This window comes from Streptomyces sp. AA4, from assembly GCF_000158875.1.
Lineage (GTDB): Bacteria > Actinomycetota > Actinomycetes > Mycobacteriales > Pseudonocardiaceae > Amycolatopsis.
Genome location: NZ_GG657746.1, coordinates 2,669,212 through 2,685,966 on the forward strand (window position 1 = coordinate 2,669,212; position 16,755 = coordinate 2,685,966).

16 protein-coding genes are annotated in these 16,755 nt (G+C 68.1%); 9 read left to right on the top strand and 7 right to left on the bottom strand.

From position 1 onward, the window contains the following. Nucleotides 1-5: 5 nt before the first annotated feature. From SSMG_RS12495 to SSMG_RS45325, 3 genes are all read right to left on the bottom strand, one after another. A complete protein-coding gene (locus SSMG_RS12495; RefSeq protein WP_009076225.1) occupies nt 6-251 on the bottom strand; it encodes a hypothetical protein in 246 nt (81 codons plus the stop codon). 24 nt (nt 252-275) lie between these two features. After that, nucleotides 276-800: a hypothetical protein gene (locus SSMG_RS12500; RefSeq protein WP_037713475.1), complete on the bottom strand. Its 525-nt coding sequence runs from the start codon at nt 798-800 to the stop codon at nt 276-278. A 1,003-nt stretch (nt 801-1,803) separates the two neighbouring features. After that, nucleotides 1,804-2,433 (bottom strand): hypothetical protein, encoded by a 630-nt coding sequence (locus SSMG_RS45325; RefSeq protein ID WP_009076227.1) that lies wholly within the window; start codon nt 2,431-2,433, stop codon nt 1,804-1,806. A gap of 115 nt (nt 2,434-2,548) precedes the next feature. Between SSMG_RS45325 and SSMG_RS12515 the strand changes: the two genes are divergently transcribed. From SSMG_RS12515 to SSMG_RS46840, 7 genes are all read left to right on the top strand, one after another. Further along, entirely contained in the window at nt 2,549-3,061 is a 513-nt protein-coding gene (locus SSMG_RS12515) for a hypothetical protein (RefSeq protein WP_037713481.1), read from the top strand. Between the two features lie 276 nt (nt 3,062-3,337). Beyond that, on the top strand, nt 3,338-5,332 hold the full coding sequence (locus tag SSMG_RS12520) for a M6 family metalloprotease domain-containing protein (protein WP_037713483.1): 1,995 nt from the start codon (nt 3,338-3,340) through the stop codon (nt 5,330-5,332). Between the two features lie 1,460 nt (nt 5,333-6,792). Next, nucleotides 6,793-7,902: a hypothetical protein gene (locus tag SSMG_RS12525; RefSeq protein ID WP_009076235.1), complete on the top strand. Its 1,110-nt coding sequence runs from the start codon at nt 6,793-6,795 to the stop codon at nt 7,900-7,902. After that, nucleotides 7,788-8,588: a hypothetical protein gene (locus SSMG_RS46095; protein ID WP_009076237.1), complete on the top strand. Its 801-nt coding sequence runs from the start codon at nt 7,788-7,790 to the stop codon at nt 8,586-8,588. The genes SSMG_RS12525 and SSMG_RS46095 overlap by 115 nt, the downstream gene beginning before the upstream one ends. A gap of 60 nt (nt 8,589-8,648) precedes the next feature. Continuing rightward, nucleotides 8,649-8,777 (top strand): hypothetical protein, encoded by a 129-nt coding sequence (locus SSMG_RS46835; protein WP_286156951.1) that lies wholly within the window; start codon nt 8,649-8,651, stop codon nt 8,775-8,777. A gap of 147 nt (nt 8,778-8,924) precedes the next feature. After that, on the top strand, nt 8,925-9,146 hold the full coding sequence (locus SSMG_RS47610; protein ID WP_353611798.1) for a M1 family aminopeptidase: 222 nt from the start codon (nt 8,925-8,927) through the stop codon (nt 9,144-9,146). 104 nt (nt 9,147-9,250) lie between these two features. After that, nucleotides 9,251-9,379 carry a hypothetical protein gene (locus tag SSMG_RS46840; protein WP_255409863.1) on the top strand — a complete coding sequence of 43 codons (129 nt, stop codon included), beginning with the start codon at nt 9,251-9,253 and terminating at the stop codon, nt 9,377-9,379. A 247-nt stretch (nt 9,380-9,626) separates the two neighbouring features. On the opposite strand, the gene SSMG_RS12540 is transcribed toward SSMG_RS46840, so the two are convergent. Genes SSMG_RS12540 through SSMG_RS12550 form a run of 3 tightly spaced genes read right to left on the bottom strand, consistent with a single transcriptional unit; the run spans nt 9,627 to nt 12,803 of the window. Then, complete coding sequence (locus tag SSMG_RS12540; protein ID WP_234392819.1) at nt 9,627-11,039, bottom strand: four-carbon acid sugar kinase family protein; 1,413 nt, start codon at nt 11,037-11,039, stop codon at nt 9,627-9,629. Continuing rightward, nucleotides 11,029-11,400 (bottom strand): VOC family protein, encoded by a 372-nt coding sequence (locus SSMG_RS12545; protein WP_009076240.1) that lies wholly within the window; start codon nt 11,398-11,400, stop codon nt 11,029-11,031. The genes SSMG_RS12540 and SSMG_RS12545 overlap by 11 nt, the downstream gene beginning before the upstream one ends. Nucleotides 11,401-11,438: 38 nt before the next feature. Next, nucleotides 11,439-12,803: a tryptophanase gene (locus tag SSMG_RS12550; protein WP_199785888.1), complete on the bottom strand. Its 1,365-nt coding sequence runs from the start codon at nt 12,801-12,803 to the stop codon at nt 11,439-11,441. 192 nt (nt 12,804-12,995) lie between these two features. Here SSMG_RS12550 and SSMG_RS12555 point away from each other — a divergent pair, with 192 nt between their 5' ends. Then, entirely contained in the window at nt 12,996-13,544 is a 549-nt protein-coding gene (locus SSMG_RS12555) for a hypothetical protein (RefSeq protein WP_037713491.1), read from the top strand. Here SSMG_RS12555 and tsrT read toward each other — a convergent pair. Then, entirely contained in the window at nt 13,537-15,198 is a 1,662-nt protein-coding gene (gene tsrT / locus SSMG_RS12560; protein WP_009076246.1) for a tryptophan 2-C-methyltransferase, read from the bottom strand. The genes SSMG_RS12555 and tsrT overlap by 8 nt on opposite strands. Nucleotides 15,199-15,630: 432 nt before the next feature. Between tsrT and SSMG_RS12565 the strand changes: the two genes are divergently transcribed. After that, nucleotides 15,631-16,611, top strand: a complete 981-nt coding sequence (locus tag SSMG_RS12565) for an AraC family transcriptional regulator (protein WP_158688015.1) — start codon at nt 15,631-15,633, stop codon at nt 16,609-16,611. Nucleotides 16,612-16,755 lie beyond the last annotated feature (144 nt).

The window sequence follows — 16,755 nt, forward strand, 5'->3', positions numbered from 1 at the left end:
GTGCCTCAGAAGCCGAGGCAGGTCAGGACCGCGTTGCCGTAGTACAAACCGACCGCGGCGGCGCAGGCCGGGCCGAGGAACGCGCACGGCACGCCGAGGATGCCCATCAGCCAGCCGGGGATGCTGGCTCCGCCCAGGCACGCGGACAGGTCGTCGAAGAACCCGGCCTGCTGGACGTGTGCGATCGGGGTCGCCTTCGGCGCGGCCCCGGCCGCCGGGGACGGCGAAGCGCCCTCGCCGGTCGAGCGCACGTGCTGGGTCAGGGTGCCGTCGGCTCAGGTCGTGATCACCCCGGCGTCCGGGCCTTGCGGCAGGAACTGAGCTTCGGCGGTGTGCACCGCGCCGTCCTTGCCGATCTGCACGGTCAGCCCGCTCATCGGGTGCAGGCCCGCCCCCTGGATCGGGATCGCCACGGTCGTCCCGTCCGGCCCGACCGCCGCCCGCGCCGCGCCGATCCCCAGGCGCGCGCCGTCGGGCACGTGCGTCACCAGCGCCCCGGACGAAATCCCGTCCTTCACCCGGGTGACGGCGGCGGTCTTCTCCTGCGCCGACGCGGCCCGGTGGTCCTTGCGGAACTGCTGCACCATCTGCTTGAAGTTGTCCTCGACCGGCCCTCCCGCGGCCACCGCGGCCGCTGCGGGCTGTACCGCGGCGACCGGCGCGGCCTGCGGCCCCGCCGGGGAAACCCCGGCGCTCCCGGCGCTCAGCACCATCGCCACCGCGAGCCCCGCCGCGACCGTCGAGACCCCCGACGCGACCACCGCCGCGATCGCGGGAACGCCCCATTTTACGCGCCTCATAACCATTTTCCTCCCTCGTGATCGTGCTCGCGCCAACCGTCGCGGCCGCCGACGATTTAGCGGCCGCCCGACGCGAGTGATTCCTATCAGCTCGAACGTCCGGCTCAATACGGCCGAAGGACGCCGCCCGGCTCAGGTAACCCCGCAGAGGGGCCGCCATCAGCGCGAACGGCCTCACGTCGCAACCTGTCCGAAGACACCTGAAATGCCCGGCATTCGACTGGTTCCGGGGCCGCGTTCGGCACGCGGCCGAATAGGAATACAGGTTTATGCGCATTCATGAAATACCCATTCTGAACAACTTCGGGCGGCAGTCTGCGGCATGCGGTGAAACAGAAATTGCGAGAGAGGCGGACAACCCGCGTCAGCTGGGGCGGACGGAGCCGGGACGCACCGCCACGACCACAGGAACGATCTGGAGCCGCTGCGCCCCAGGCGACCGCACACGGCGGCAACAGCGGAGAAGTGGCGACAGTTGAATCCGCGAGGTCACCAGGTCGGTGCCCGGCAGGGCCGCCGTGGGTTCGGCTCAACCTGGAGTCGTCGCGTCCGATCGTGGTTTCGAGCAGTTGCCGGGCCGACGAGGCGTAGCGGATGGCGGATTTCGGGTCGAGGCCGAAGACGACGGCCAGCTGCAGAGGATCACCCGATAGGTCAGGTCGTCCAGCGGCCGGGGTCTTCGCGGCCAGTAACGCTCGTGCCGACGACGCCGAAGCTGCGGCCGAACGTGCTCGCACCGCCGCCACTTAAGCCCCAGCCGCTGCCGCGCGGGCGGACCAGGACGTCACATTCGCCGAGGCCGCGCTCGTCCGCCAGGCCGCCATGCGCGCCAACGCCGCCGATGCCGACGCACGCGCGGCGCGGAAGCCCGCAACGCCGCCGACCAGGTCCAGCAGCGCGCGGGCAAGTCCGCTCCGGCGCTCGGGGGCCGCGCAGCGCGCCCGGGACGAAGCCAACGCTTCCGCGTTGGATGCCTCGACCGCTGCGTTGCAGGCCGACATCGCTACCCCGCGCCGCGAGTGCGGCGGGTGCGGCGGGTGCGGTCCGCGTCCGGCATCGCCAACCCGGCGGACTCCGCGATCGGGATGGCCGCGCCGTTCGCCGGATCCGATGTTGACGCCGACTTCGCGCACAACGTCGCCAACCAAGCCCGTGCGACTGGCGGCAGCCAGGTCGACCCTGCCCAGGTTGCCGCCAATGACACCGCCGAACGCGCCCGCATCGCCGCCGAAGTCGCGCCCGCCTGCCAGGCAGCTGCCGACGCCGCCGACTCGGCCTCCGCCGCCGCACGATCCGCCGCCGGCCCCGGGCTTCTGCGATCGCAGCGGGGTGGCGGTGCCTGGCCAGCAGAAAACTCTTTGCGGAAGGCGGATTCGAGGACGAGCCGCACCTCGTCGTCGTGCGGGCGGAGGCCGGTGCCGACGTGATCGCGGCTGGAGGTGTCTGCCAGCTGGTCGCTGACCTCAGCAGGACGTTCGGGCCAGGCCTGTTGTCGATCGCGGGCAGTTGGGGGGAGTTGGAGAAGCAGTTCGCGCCCGACGCCGCTGCGGCGGAAGAACCGCAGTTCGCCGCTCTGGTCGCCATCGCGGTTGCGCTCGCCGAGCTGGAACTGGAAACCGAGCGCGTTGCCCATGGGGGATTCCGGAAGGACGGGCTCGTAGTCCTTGGGCGGACCGCACGTTCGATGTCGCCTCGAGGTTGAGGGCCGCTTCGACACGCGGCCACCGGGTGGTCATCAGCTGCGGCCGATGGTGCAGTGCCATCAGGGCCAACGTGAATTCGAAACTGGCGACGTTGGCGTTGATGTCGGCGGCGACCTGCTCGTTGTCGCCGAGCAGGGCGAGCAAGGTTTCGCGGAGACGTTCGCGGGCGGCGGAGTCTCGCTGGGCGTGCGGAAGCTCGAGTGCGAGGCGGACGAGGTCGTTGACGATGACGGCGTCCTCGTCGGATTCTTCCTCTCGGGCGAGGGTGGGTCGTTCTTGGAGTGGGTCGTCGCGGAAGCGGTCGAGGATGCGGTCAATGTGCGCGATTTGCCGGTCGCGTTCGGCTGCTTCGTTCTCGTCGGGTTCTTGCGCGTTGTCTGCGGCGGCGTCCTGGATCAGCAGGGAGCAGGCCGGCCGGCCGCGGAAATAGCGGGAGGTTTTCCGTGCCGCAGCTGGCATTGTTCGAGTCGGACGTCTTGGATAAATCATCTGGCGACCGTTCGCGTGTCATGGCTGTCGAATGAACAATTGCACTTGCTTGCCTGGTCGACGCCCTGAATCTTGACACTCAGCTTCGCTTAAGGTTTTCTTGCCTCTCCGGCAGGCCCAGCTTCGTTCCACGTCGCAGGCGTCCTGGCTGCTGAAGCTGTTCGGCAAGGAAGCCGAACGTGCGATTCAACGCGAAATCATAACCGGCGAATGATGCGCCGGTTATTTCGCCGCCCTCTGCGGGGGAATTCGCTCAGTGGGGCGGTCCGGTTTGTTCCGGTATTGCTTGTGGTGTTTCACGGCCGGTCGCGGCCTGACGGCGGGTACTCCGACAGAGGAGAGCGGATGAATGTGAGCAAGAGACGGCTTCGGGCCAAGATCGCCGCTGGGGTAGCGGGGCTGCTGGCAGTCGGGATGCTGGTCGGCGACGGGGTTCTGATCGATCGGGCCGCACCCCAGGCCGGCGGGCAGCCAGGTGCGGCCCGTGCCGCCAGCCCGGTGCCGCACAGTGCGGAAACGCCGCGGCAGCAGGAGGGCCGGCCGGCGCTGCCGGAACCGACTGCCGCGCCGGGGAGTCCTGAGCTTCCGAAACCGTCCGGGAGGCGCGATACGGCGACGAGGCACGGGACGGCCGCGGCGGGGGCGGACGGCGCGGCGGACTTTGCCGGGTTGGACGACCGGCCCTCGCCTGCCGAGCAGGTGCGCCGGCAGGCGGCCGCGGACAACATGGAGCGCGAGCTGTCGGCGGTTGCCGACAATCCCGGGGGGCATCGGTCCGGTCCGGCCGCGGCGTCCGGCTCGGCGGACCCGGCGCCCGGCACGGCGGAGTCGTTGAAGACGGTCGGGACGCACAAGGTGTTCGTGCTGGCCGTCGAGTTCGGCGACGACACGACCCCCGCCATCGGCGGGCCGGCCGGCCCGGTGCACAACCAGATCCCCCGCCCGGACCCGAAGAAGGACAACTCGACGTACTGGGTCCCGGACTTCGACCAGCAGCACTACCGGGACCTGTTCTTCGGCGACGGGGCTCCCTCCTTCAAGGACTTCTACCGGCAGCAGTCACAGGGCCGCTTCGACGTGACCGGTTCGGTGACCGAGTGGGTCAAGCTTCCGCACAGCGAGGCCTACTACAACCAGGTCGACGACGAAAAGCTGGACAAGCTCGTCGCCGACGGCATGAACGGATGGATCGCCAACCGCAAGGCCGCCCAGTGGTCCGACGCCCAGATCAAAGCCGAACTGGCCACGTTCGACACGTGGGACCGCGCCTCCCGCCAGGACAAGCCGGACGGCCAGATCGACCACCTGACGATCATCCACGCTGGGATCGGAGCCGATGCGACCGGAGTCAAACGCAATCAGAAGGACGACCCCCGGCTCCGCAACAACATCTGGTCGCACAGCCGGGATACGGCGGTTCCGGTGGACGTCGGCGGCACCGGGATCAGCGTATCCCACTACACCATCGAGCCGGAGAACGCCGGGGTCGGCGTCATCGCGCACGAATTCGGCCACGACCTCGGCCTGCCCGACCTCTACGACACCGTCGGTGAGACCCACAACACCGCGGGCTTCTGGTCCATCATGGACAAGGGGTCGTGGCTGTCGGATTCGGACACCGCCATCGGCACGGCGCCGTCCGGATTCGGGCCGTGGGAGAAGCTCATGCTCGGCTGGGTGGACTACACGGCCGTCCGCTACGGGGAGGGAGGCGATGTCGCCCTGGACGCATCCGACGCGAAGCAGAGCGACAACGCGCAGGCGCTGGTGGTCATCCTGCCCAAGGGCCCGGACGGCAAGGGCCGCTACTACCTGGCGGAGAACCGGCGTTACACCGGATACAACGCCGACCTGCGCAGAGCGTACTTCTTCAGCGATCCCGCCGGCTCCTCCGTCGTGCAGCGCTACGGCTACCAGCCGGGGATGCTGCTGTGGTACTGGAACCGGTCCTACACCGACAACAAGATGGCTGATCATCCCGGGGCCGGTCAGGTGATCCCCATCGACGCCCACCCCGACCAGATCTCGTCCGACGACGGCCGTGCGGCCCCCGTCGCCGTGCAGATGTACGACGCGGCCTTCACGCTGACCCCGACCCCCGCGCTGGATCTGCGGTGGTCGAACCGGAACGAGGACAACATCAAGTACCAGGCCAGGATCTCCGTGCCGTCGGCTCCCGCGCAACCGGCCTTCGACGATCGCCTCTGGGCAGCGAAGAAGCTGCCGGGAACCGCGGTGGCGGTGCCGGACACCGGCACGAGCGTCACGCTGGCCGGCGAAGCGCGCGACGGCGGCACGGTCACGGTCCGGCTCGCCTTCGCCAAGCCGTCAGCGCAATAACCGGAGACGGCGAACGCCCGAACCGTCCGGAGATGCCGGGCCGCGCGGCAGGGATGTCAGCGACGAGCTGCTCCCTCCGCGCGGCCCGGCTGTCCGGTCTCGTCAGGCGGGCAGACAGCACGAGCCGATCGACACGCTCCGCAAAAGAATGAACGCGATGCGGCAGGGCACCGCCCGAAGGCCAGGCGGTCATGCCCGGGAACAACGATGTCGGCGCGTGACCAGACTCGGCAGCTGTCCGATGTCCGCCCAAAGCACCGGCGGAGACAGGCGAACGCGCGCCTTAGCCCCAACGGCACCGGCCGTGCTGGCCTGCCGCGGTACGCGGTCTCAGCGGTCGGTTCTCGGAGCGATGCGCTGGCTGGCGAGTGCGCGGTCCGGTCGGTTGGGCGCTACTGGTTGCGGCTATGTCCGGATGCGGACGAGGTATCCGCCGGATACGGCGAGTCGCTGGCTTCCCCCGGGAACCACCGGACGCTCCGGCCGTCGACGGGCCAGCCGACCTTGTCGTCCACGAGGGCGGCGGCCTGACCGGGACCGGCTCAAGGGACACGAGCGCGTCCTTGGCCCGGCGCTCAACGCAGCGGGCGGATTCGCGGCGATGCGCTCCGCGGAGGGCGGCCAGCGGATCGCCGTGCGCCGGTACAAAAACTCGAACTCCTATGTGGACACTGTAATGGCATGGGCGGTCCGCTGCCGCGGCGCTGCCGCCGAACTGCCCGGCGCCGACGCGCCGATCGGCGCGTCGGCGGGGAAACCGGGCGAGAGCGTTCCGAGCGCGGGGCCGGTCTCGCGGTGCCGAACTCCGCGGCTCCGGACAGCGCGGGGACCGCGAACTCGTCAAGCAGCAGCGCATCTTTCGCCGGAGAGCTTCCCGCTGTCTCGACGAAGCCGGAGCCGACGACCCCGCCGGCCAGCACGTCCGGCACCCCGCCGACCTCGGCCAGCGCGACGCCCTCGAGGTGCGGAAACGCCGAGCCCGGACGAAGTTCCGTCGACGCCTGAAGAAAGACGTCGCGGTCTTCGGAACCACCGACGCAAGAAAGCCGCCGCCGCGAAGAGAAGTCCTCCGACGGCGGAGCCGGCGGCGAATGCGGGCCAAGCGCCGAAACGTCGGCGACCGGTTCGGCGGGTTCTCCGGCGAACGGTTCGGGGCACGAGCCGCAGCGGTCCGCTCCCGCCGCGTTCGCCGCTGCCGCGGTCGTTTCCGTTCCGCGCTCTGACTGTCCTGGACGGAGCCGGCCCGCGGGGAATCGACCCGCTGGCCTTGATTTTCGCATGACTTTTCGCGGGAACGCCCGACTGTTCGCTCGTGTTCCGGAAATGGGGAATGCGGCGGTCCGAGCCACTACGAAAGTTGTGGCCCTAGGCTGGGGTTTTCGGTTCACCTGCCTGTTCTCCGGGCGGAAATTGACTTACGTTCGCGGCTTCGTGCAGACAACCGGAGGAGAGGTACTCTCGTGTCACAACGATCCCGGACTCTCGGCAGGACCTTCGTCGCTGTCGGCGTTCTGGTAGCGGCTGCGGCCGGTACGGCCGTCCCGGCGGCGGCCGCGCCGAAGCCTTCGTCGGTGGAGAAGGACATCGCACAGCTGGAGCGGGAAGTAGACGACCTCTTCAAGGCAGAGGATTCAGCGAGCTCGCTGCGCGAGGGCAAGCCGCTGGTCGAGTCGCCGGTTGCCGGGTCCGGCCGGAAAGCCGAAGGCGACCCGGGCGTCATTCCGGGTTGCACCCCCGGGTGGGTGAATTCCGAGATCGCAAAGCTCCAAGCATCGCTCACGGATGTCGAACAGCGGGCGATGTCGGTGGTTGGCGTCCTCGCCGTGGAGTACGCGTGGCAGGTCGCGAACGACAAGAGCCCGCAGGTATTCGGCACCGACGGCCAGTACACGGCCCGTGCCGCTGCCGTGATCGACAAGCTGCGCGGGTTCTGGGACGTCGAGGGCTGGGACATTCAGCTGGTGGCGCTCAAGGGCACGGACACGGCCAGCCCGGAGAAGATGACCCAGACGTTCGCGCTCGGCTTCGCCCCGGCGCGCGCCGCGGCGGCGGGCGCGCTGGCGAGCAAGGTGGTGCACGAGGTGCCCGCTTTGCAGGGCGGGCGGAACCCGCTGCTGTCGGAGACTGCGGCCGCGCTGCCTATCTTCCCGGGCCCGCGCATCCTGCTGGGCGACGGCATGCTCGACCTGGCCGGCCGGGCCGGTTTCGGCGACGTTTCGGTGGAAGGGATCGTGGGGCACGAGTACGGGCACCACGTTGATGCCGCGCACGGCAACTCGCCGGGCGACGAGTCCAGGGAACTGGGTCCGGACGCCTACGCGGGCTATTTCCTCGCGCACGCGAAGGGCGCGGCGTGGGACGCCCGCGCGCAGCAGGAGTTCGCCTACCTGATGGCTTCCGTCGGCGACTGCAAGCACAGCCACGGCACTCCCGGCCAGCGCAAGTCCGCGGCTGCGTGGGGCGAGCGGCAAGCCCTTGCGCAAGACAACCCGAACAAGATCGTTCCGTCCGCGACGATGATCGAGAAGTTCCAGAAGGAATACCCGAAGCTGATCAAGCCGCGACCCTAGGCGCGCGTCGCCGCACGCTGACCTGGCCGTGGGCCGTCCCGTCCTCTCGGGGCGGCCCACGGCACTCAGCGCACCGAAATCCGTTCACCACGATCAGGAGTGTCCTGACCGCACCGCAACGCTGGCGTCGTCCGGCAACGACCGTCGCCGCCCTCGCCGCAGCAACGCTCGGCGCCACCATCGCCTCGGCCGGCCAGGACGAGCCGACCCCGGGCACGGACGGGGCCGGGGACAGCTGCTACCCGCAGGACGGCAACGGCGGGTACGACGTCTCCGACTACGACCTCAAGGTCTCCTACGCGCCGGACAGCCGCCAGCTCACCGGCCTGCAGACAGTAAACGCGCGGGCGACCCAGCCGCTCAGCTCGTTCAACCTCGACCTGCGCGGCCTCACCGTCGACTCGGTGAAGGTCAACGGCCTTCCCGCCCAGTTCAGCCGCACCGGCGACCACGAACTCGTGATCACGCCGCGCAACTCGCTCGTATGCGGGCTGCGCTTCAGCGCCGGGATCGCCTACCACGGCGTCCCGACGACGATGCCGGGCTCGAACGGCTGGCAGCACATCAGGCCCGGCGGAGCGTTCGCGGCCGGCCGGCCGCAGTCGGCCATGACCTGGTACCCGGCCAACGAGACTCCCCGCGACAAGGCCCGGTTCCGGTTGGCCGTCACGGTTCCGGACGAGTGAAAGGCGATCTCCGACGGCCGCGCGGCGGGCACGTTCAAGACCGCGGGGGGCACCACGCACGTGTGGTCCGAGGACACGCCGGCCGCGCCCGACCTGACCACGCTCGCGATCGACAAGTGGACCTTGAGCAAGCGCCAGCGCGCGGACGGCACCCTGATCGTCAGCGCGTTCGCGCCGGACACCACCTAGAAGGCCGACGCGAGGCTGCCGGAGGTCCTCGACTTCCTGGAGTCGAAGTTCGGGAAGTACCCGGCCAGCGCCGCGGGCGGCAGCTACCCGGACGTGCCGATCGACTATTCGCTCGAGACGGTGAGCCGCCCGGTCTATTCCGCTTCCATGGGCGACGTGAACACGATCGTGCACGAGAACGCGCACCAGTGGTACGGCGACTCGGTGGCCGTCGACACGTGGAAGGACATCTGCCTCAATGAACGGCACAGCCGCGCCGGGTCAGCCGGTGAGCGTGACCTTAGTGTTCGCCCGCGCCCGGCACCCGCGGACGCCGGTGGGGACGATCGACGTTCTGACTTTCCCAGGCCGCCGTTCGGTCGGTGTTGACCGGAGAGAAGCGAGCGTTGGTTCACGAGTCGCGGCAAGGCGAGCGGCGGGGTTCGCTCACCGCCGACCGTGAGAAATGGCGCGCCTATGCAGAGGACGAGTGGATGTCGCACCGTGACCGCAAACCGGCCGGCACCTTCAGCCGAGGCCCGGTGATGACGGCGAAAGCCCGCTGCCCGCGTTGGACGTGGCAGAGCCCGCTCATCACCAGGGTGCCGCAGGCGATTTCGTGAGGAGCACGGCGTCGTCGACACGTGAAATAGGGACCAGGCCACGAAATGTGCCGCGAGCGAGCTTCGGCTGCGTGTCCCCGCACTCCTCGTGCGCCGGTGGGCGAACGTTGCCATGCCACCGATCTAGCGGAGGCCGCCTGGTACACCGTCAGGTCTGGGCACAAACGGCGGGCAAGCGAGTCTCGCCGCCGTGCTCGCGCTGATCGGTATAGCTGCTCCCACAGGACGGTCGTACCCGGCTTCCCGATCATCTTCTGAGCTTCTTGACTACCTCGGCAAGAGAGCTCGTGCCGCCGACGTTGCCCGCGAACACGACATACGGTACGCCCGCGAACGGTCCGTCAGCCGGTTCCCACAGTGAAACGATGCCGGGCAGCAGGGTGCCCCGGGCGACGGCGTGCCGGATGCCGAGGCTCTTGGTCGCGATGTCGCTTGACGTGATGCCGCCCTTGGCGACGACGAAGGCCGGGCGGCGTGATCGGACGGCGGCGGAGACGGATTCGACAAGCGCCGTCGAGACTCGGCGTGCGACCGCGAGGCTGGCGTCGCGCCCGTTGCCGGTGACGACTGTTCGGCTCGTGCGGATCACCACGTCACTGTGCTCCATGGCCGCGGCGGCCTGGGCGGCGACCTCGGCGATGTGCTCGGCTCGTGAGCACGTGTCGAGTGCCGCAGGCGCGGAGAGCTCGACCTCGCTGATTCCGTCCAGCCGACGCAATTCCTCAAGCTGAGCAGTGGTGAGCGTGACATGCGAGCCGATCACGACGAGTCCGTGGCCGGCGGTGCGCCGTCCGGGCCAAGCCAGAGGCCGGCGGGCGTCCTGCCCGATTCGCGCCCGCACAAAAGAAGGCCCAACTCGGTACAGAAGCCTGATGCCCGCGGCCTCGGCGCGGACGATCGCCAGCGCGAGCACGCGCAAATCGTCGTCGCACATCGCGTCCACGACGGCTGGCCGCCCGTTCCGGAGCGTAGCAAGCAAGGCGGCGACATGGTCGGGACCACCGTTCCGCACGTCAGCGAGAGTTACGGCGAGAACCTCCTCCGACGGGATCCGCCCGGCGGTCTTCTCCTCGACCCAGTCTCGGAGATCCGAGCTGCGGTAACCGAAAACGGCATCCCTGGCGAATTCGGTCTCGCCCACCGGAATCATGCCCGACGGTGTGCGCATCCAGTGCGTGGAGCCGACAGTGACCCGTCCGGCCTCGATGTACGCGGGGGCCAGAACGACGCCGTCGATCGGCCCGAGCTCCTCGGCGAGTACGTCGGTCTCCAGCGGGTAGTAGCCGCGCAGGGTCGAATCGCCGCGGCTGGCCACGACGACCTCGCGCCCCATCGCGCGGGCTGCGGCGGCGAGTCCGCGAGCTGCCTCCCGGTTGCGAGCCGCGGCGTCGTGCGCGGTGAGGCTCCTGGTGTTGGTCAGGACGAAGAAGGCGTTGGTCCTCTGGCTCAACGCCCATCGCAGATCCGCGTCGGACCAGCTGGTGATCACGGGGACATCGGCGACCGTCTGCGTCCCGGTCGGGTCGTCGTCGAGAACGGCTACGCAAGGGCCGCCGTCGATTGCCCGGGCGACTTCGGCGGAACTGACCCGCCGCACAGGAGGAAGCGCCGCGTCGTCCGGCGGTGCGGTCGCCGGCGCGCGCACGCGGTCAGTCGCCACGGAAGTTGAGTTCCAGCCGGATGAGGTTCGGGTCGAAGACATATACCTGCCGGAGAGGCAGGCGGGGCCGGGAATCTACCGTGTCGTAGGGAATCCTGAGTTCGTCGAGCCTGCGGCAAAGCCCCTCGAAGTCCTGGGCTTCGAATGCGACGTGGTCGATCGGGCCGGTGCGCGCGACGCGGTTCTCGCCGACCTCGTTCACGTGCACGACCGCGTGGCCCGCTATGCACAGCCACGCGCCCTTGACCTCGAGCGCCGGCCGGTCGCCGAGTGTCATGCCGAGGACGTCCCGGTAGAACGAGACTGTGCTGCCGAGGTTGTCTGTCTCGATGTTGTAGTGGTCGAGCGAGTTCAAGAACATGGACTCACCGTAACATTGGTCGACCGGTGTGCCAATCCTTAGCCCAAGGGTTTCAGAACTGCTGTGAAGTGCCGCAACGTGTCGGCCTGCTCCACGACGCGGTAGCCGGGAATGCGGTCCTTCGCCGCGGTGACCCGTGCCGCTGCTTCCGCGACGTATTCGAGATGGTTGCTTGTGTAAACCCGGCGCGGCAGCGCGAAGCGCACGAGTTCACGGGGCGCCGGGAGATCCGGGCCGCCGTCGGGATTGCGGCGCCCGAAGACCAGCGTCCCCAGCTCCGACACACGCACTCCGCCTTCGCTGTAGAGCGCATTGGCGAATGCCGTAGCGGGCAGTTCGTGGGGAGGAATGTGCGGCAGATGCGCGGCGGCGTCCACATAGACCGCGTGACAACCGACAGGTTCGACTACCGGCACGCCGGCGGCGGCAAGCCTGGACCCGAACCACTGGGCTGCTTCCGAGCGATAGCGCAGATAGGCCGGGTCGGTCACTTCGTCGAGCCCCTGAGCGAGTGCCTCGAGGTCGCGCCCGGCGAGGCCGCCGTAGGTCGGGAAACCCTCGACGGCGATCAGCTGGTCCCGGCAGCGTGCAGCGACCTCTTGGCTGTTCAGCGCGATCAGCCCGCCGATATTCGCCAGCCCGTCTTTTTTCAGGCTCGCCCAGCATCCGTCGGCCAGGGTGAACATCTCACGCGCGACACGGCGTGGCGCGACGCCGGCGTGCTCTGGATCCCGCACGGTGACTAAGTAGGCGTTCTCGGCGAATCGGGACGCATCGAGCAGGAGCGGCACACCGTGGCGATCGCAAAGGGCGCGCGCGCCGGCGACATTGTCGATCGAAACGGGTTGTCCGCCGGCCGCGTTGTTCGTGATTGTCAATACCACGCAGCGCACTCGCGCACCGTCCGCGGAGCAGAGCAACCGCTCGACCTTGTCGAGATCGATGTTGCCGCCGAAGCCGGAGGCAGGCGACTGGCTTTCCGGAAAATCGGCAGCGGTCGCGCCGGCGGCCTCGACGCTGGCGCGGGTGGTGTCGAAGTGGGTGTTGCCGACCGAAATGTCGCCGGCTCCGAGCATCGCACCGAGCAGAATGCGCTCCGCGGCGCGGCCCTGGTGCACGGGGATCACTTCGCGGTAGCCAGTGAGGTCGCGCACGACCGTCTCGAATCTCTCGAAAGACCTGGCGCCGGCGTAAGATTCGTCCCCGCTCAGCAACGCCGCCCACTGCTGGGCCGACATCGCGCTGGTTCCGGAATCGGTCAGCAGGTCGACGGAGATCGCCGAGGCAGGCACCCGGAAGAGGTTGTGCCCCGCCGCGGCGAGCGCGCGCACACGTTCTTCTCTGCTGGGGAAGGGGATCGGCTCGATCGTTTTGATGCGAAAAGGTTCCATGAAAGCGGGCACCGTTCGACCGTAACGACGACCCCGGCAGGCAAACGATCCGATTCGCGCCGGCGGAGGTCCGGATCGCGACTGATGGCTTAGGTTCTCCATCCATTCTGCCCTGGCGCGAACGGCCGGACGCGGACATGCTGCGACGACCGGGTTTCGATGGCGAAGGGCGGGCGGTCAGCGATGGAGCAAGAGCATTGGCCGATGCCCCCGGAGGACGCGAAACGGCCGTCGTGGGTGTCCTGTCTTCGGTTGGAGCGGCTCGATCCCGAGCTGTTCGACGCGCGGATCCGGCACGTCGACGTAGGCGCGGGCCTCGCGCTTTCGTACCTGGCTTTCGGCGGTCCGGTGGAGCTGGAGCTGGGGCCGTTGCTCGAGACCTATCTCGCGGTGATCCCGCTGCGCGGAGAGGTTCGTTTGATGAGCGGGGGGACCGACGGATGCGCTAACGCGAAGCGTGCGGCGGTCATCGATCCCGCCGAGGGGCATTGGCAAGTCTGGCCTGCTGGAGCCGAGGTGCTGTTCGTGCATGTGCACATCCGCCACTCGTTCCGCAGCAGGTATTGTCCGCATGCCCGGCTTCGGCCGTTCCTCGATCTCGCCACCGCGGCGGGGCGGAACTGGCTGGATTCCCTGATGTCGCTCGTCTGCCGTGCCGACGAGCTGAAACCCGCCGAGCCGCCACCGCCCGAGGTCGTCGCCAGTGCTGACGAACTGGGCCGGGAGCTGCTGCGGCTGCAACAGGTCACTTGAGGGCGCCGCGCATGATCGCCTCGCGCTGAGGCCAATGCGACCAGAATGCGCCGGTGCAGCCGAGCTCGTTCATGCGCAGCAATAGCGGGTTGTCGGCGTAGTTGTTGTCCTCCGGCGATAACCCGGGAGAGGTCGGCAACATGACTCGCGGGCGATCCGCGGCGGGGACGCACTCCCACAGCAGCGCAAGGCTTTTCTCCCAGCGGTCGCTCGGGCCAGGCGACCCGGCATCGCCTTCGGGCAGATCCGGCGAGAAGTAGTAGACCGGCCGGAACCGGCCGTGGCCATCGAACATGAACTGGCGTTCGTAGGAGACGGTGTCGGCACACTGGTCGAGTGGCGCCAACAGGATGGGCTCGGTCGCCGTGTTCGACTGGATGCCGGGGATCGATGTGGAGCCGTTGCTCCGCGCGGCGAGGTTCCGCCCCAGCGGGGAATAGGGGAACACACGGATCCCGAGGGTGTAACCGACGACGGTGGCACCGAGATCCAAGGTGGTCCGCACACATTCGCGCACCGTCTCCTCGGTCTCGCCAGGCATGCCGAGCAGTACTTCGACCATGGTCAGCATGCCTAGTCCGTGCGCCCAACCGCATACTCGCCCGACGTCCTCGGCCCCGTAGAACCGGCGGCCTTTCCCGGTCACCTTCCAGCCGTCGAGCACCTCGTCGCGCACATGATCGGGGGCGACGTTGATACCGGCACAGCCCGCCTCGGCGAGCAGTTCCGCGTATTCGCGGTCGAAGGGCGCCGGCTGGACATAGATCCACAGCCGCAGCTCGTGCAACGGAGACCGGGCCGAGGCCTGCTTGCGCCGTATTATTTCGCGCAGCACCTTCTTGCTGTGCGAGATGTTGAGGTTGAATTCGCTGTCCGTTGTGTGCAGGTCGTGCACTCCCTGCTCGACCAGCGATTCCATCTCGTCTGCGACCGCGGACGGAGCGCGAAGCGCGAATCTGGTCCCCTTCGCGTCGGGCTCGACGCAGTGCGTGCAGGCGAACGGGCAGCCGTTTCGAGTCAGGATGTTGCCGAGGCCGCCGCGACGGTAGTACTCGAGATTGTCCACCTTGTGCGGCACGCCGGACCGCCGGGTGTACGGCGTGACGACATTGACCATCCGTGCCCGGCCGCGGTGGATCTGGGGATCGCCGGCCGGCGTTTCGGTCACGTGCCCGACGTGGTCGTTGACGATGAGCCCGGGCACCGCGGTGGTGCTCCGGCCGTTGGCCAGCGCCTCGGCCAGCAGCACGACAGTGAGTTCTCCCGGTCCTTTCACGCCGAAATCAATGCCGAAATAGTCGACGAGAGCGAATGGCATCGAGGAGAAACCAACACCGCCGCCGACGACCGGCGCGCTGGTGACCTCGCGGATCGTTTCGATGATCTCCCGGTGCGAATCGAGAAAGACGCGCTGCTCCTGCGGGTAGATCGTGTCGGTGTTTCGCACCGTGACACCGACCAGAAACGGTGAACGTTCGGCGAAGTACCGGTGAACCGCTGCTCGCCAATGATCGCGGACCAATGTCAGATCGAGAACTTCCGCCTCGAAACCCGCGGCCTCCAGAGAAGTCGACAGGATGTCGAGGGCATACGGCGTGATCGGCGGGTGCACCAGATTCGGATTGACCAGAGTGACCAGGTTCTTGTCCGTCATCGTTCCCTCCCGAGTACGCCGCTCATCTCATCGCACTCGGTCCGTGAAGTGCTGCCGGCTTGCGTGAACCGGACGAAACGAGGCGCCAACCGGACAGCCCGCCGCCCTCCGCCGATCGGTCCGACGAGCTGGTGAACCACTCTGGCGATTCGACCGGGTGACACCTTCTCGGTTGGTGTCATCATTTGCTTACAGAGGGGTGCTCCCGTATCGTTCGAGATGAGCTTGACCAGCGTGAATGCCGGTGCCCGCAGGACGCCCTCGGCGCGAGCGAACGGCCTGCCGGAAGCCTGCTCGGGCCGGAGGTTGACCCGCATGGTGGTACGGCACCGCTGCCGAGGTGGCCAGAATCAAGACGCAGTTTGCAATTTGCAGGCCCAGTCGTCCGGGTTCGGGACGCTGAAGGAAACGTTGCTTCTGGGGGAGAGAGCGATGACGGAGCCCTTCACGTTGCTGAGGCGGCACGAAGTGTTTCGTTCGGGCGACCTGGATCAGGTCCGCGAGCAAGTGGCTCGTCTCTTCTGTCCGCACGAGCTCGTGTTGTACGGCCGAGGCGCCCGCCTGAATGCGTTCGTGCGGTCGAAACGGCTGCGTAATGTGGCGGTCAATGTGATCGCCTACGGAGGCGAGGTGCTGATCGACCCCGGCAGGCTCGACGACTTCTTCGTAGTCATGATGCCGTTGTCGGGAAAGGCGCATATTCGCTCGGGCACCGAAGAAATCGACTCTTACCCGGGCCTGGCGACGATTCCGCATCCGGATCGGCCGTTGCGCATGCGCTGGACGGCTGATTGCGCGCAGCTGATCATCAGGATCGATCGCGTCGCGCTCGAGGCACGCCTGCGCGACGGACTCGGCTATCCGCTCAACGACGGCTCTCTGTCCTTCCGGCTCGGCATGGACCTGACAGCCGGGCTGACGGCGAGCTGGCGGCGGATGTCCTTGATGTTCGCGCGCGAGCTCGATCACGAGGAGAACCTTGTCGACCGAGCCGACCTGGTCGGGTCGTGGGAGGACGCGTTGATGGCGAGTCTCCTGCAGGCGCAACAGCACAATTACAGCCCGGCGATGTGCACCAAGGCGCTTCCAGCGGCGAGGCCCGAGGTGAATTCCGCCATTCGCCTGATCAAGGACAGTCCGGAAGAAGATTGGTCGGTCACCCGGCTGGCCCGGGTGCTGGACATTGGCCCGCGAAAGCTCCAGCAGGGGCTGCAAGAGATCGGTACGACGTTTACGCAAGAGCTGCGCATGGCGCGGCTGCAGCGGGTGCACGACGCGCTGCACGCGGCCGCGCCTGGAACTACCACGGTGTCGAAGGTGTTCGCGCAGAACGGGATCAAGCATCACGGTCACGGTGCGGGGCAATACCGGGACCTGTTCGGCGAGCGGCCTTCCGACACGCTGCGTCGCTGAATGCGCAATCTGGATTGCTCTGTGCGCGCAATGGCCAGGCAGCCGCAAACGTAGGCACTACTCTGAGTAGTTCTCCGACCAGTCCGTGGCGGACTGCTCCTCGGAGAACGAGGGGAGACCAGGATGTCTGGACCGGGGAACGCG

Bases quoted from the DNA above. Each gene is read 5' to 3' on its own strand.
- SSMG_RS12520 (WP_037713483.1), top strand. From the start codon at position 3,338: ATGAATGTGAGCAAGAGACGGCTTCGGGCCAAGATCGCCGCTGGGGTA.
- tsrT (WP_009076246.1), bottom strand. From the start codon at position 15,198: ATGACGGACAAGAACCTGGTCACTCTGGTCAATCCGAATCTGGTGCAC.
- SSMG_RS46840 (WP_255409863.1), top strand. From the start codon at position 9,251: ATGTCGCACCGTGACCGCAAACCGGCCGGCACCTTCAGCCGAGGCCCG.
- SSMG_RS47610 (WP_353611798.1), top strand. From the start codon at position 8,925: ATGGGCGACGTGAACACGATCGTGCACGAGAACGCGCACCAGTGGTAC.
- SSMG_RS45325 (WP_009076227.1), bottom strand. From the start codon at position 2,433: ATGGGCAACGCGCTCGGTTTCCAGTTCCAGCTCGGCGAGCGCAACCGC.
- SSMG_RS12565 (WP_158688015.1), top strand. From the start codon at position 15,631: ATGACGGAGCCCTTCACGTTGCTGAGGCGGCACGAAGTGTTTCGTTCG.
- SSMG_RS12555 (WP_037713491.1), top strand. From the start codon at position 12,996: ATGCCCCCGGAGGACGCGAAACGGCCGTCGTGGGTGTCCTGTCTTCGG.
- SSMG_RS12500 (WP_037713475.1), bottom strand. From the start codon at position 800: ATGAGGCGCGTAAAATGGGGCGTTCCCGCGATCGCGGCGGTGGTCGCG.
- SSMG_RS12515 (WP_037713481.1), top strand. From the start codon at position 2,549: ATGGTGCAGTGCCATCAGGGCCAACGTGAATTCGAAACTGGCGACGTT.
- SSMG_RS12545 (WP_009076240.1), bottom strand. From the start codon at position 11,400: ATGTTCTTGAACTCGCTCGACCACTACAACATCGAGACAGACAACCTC.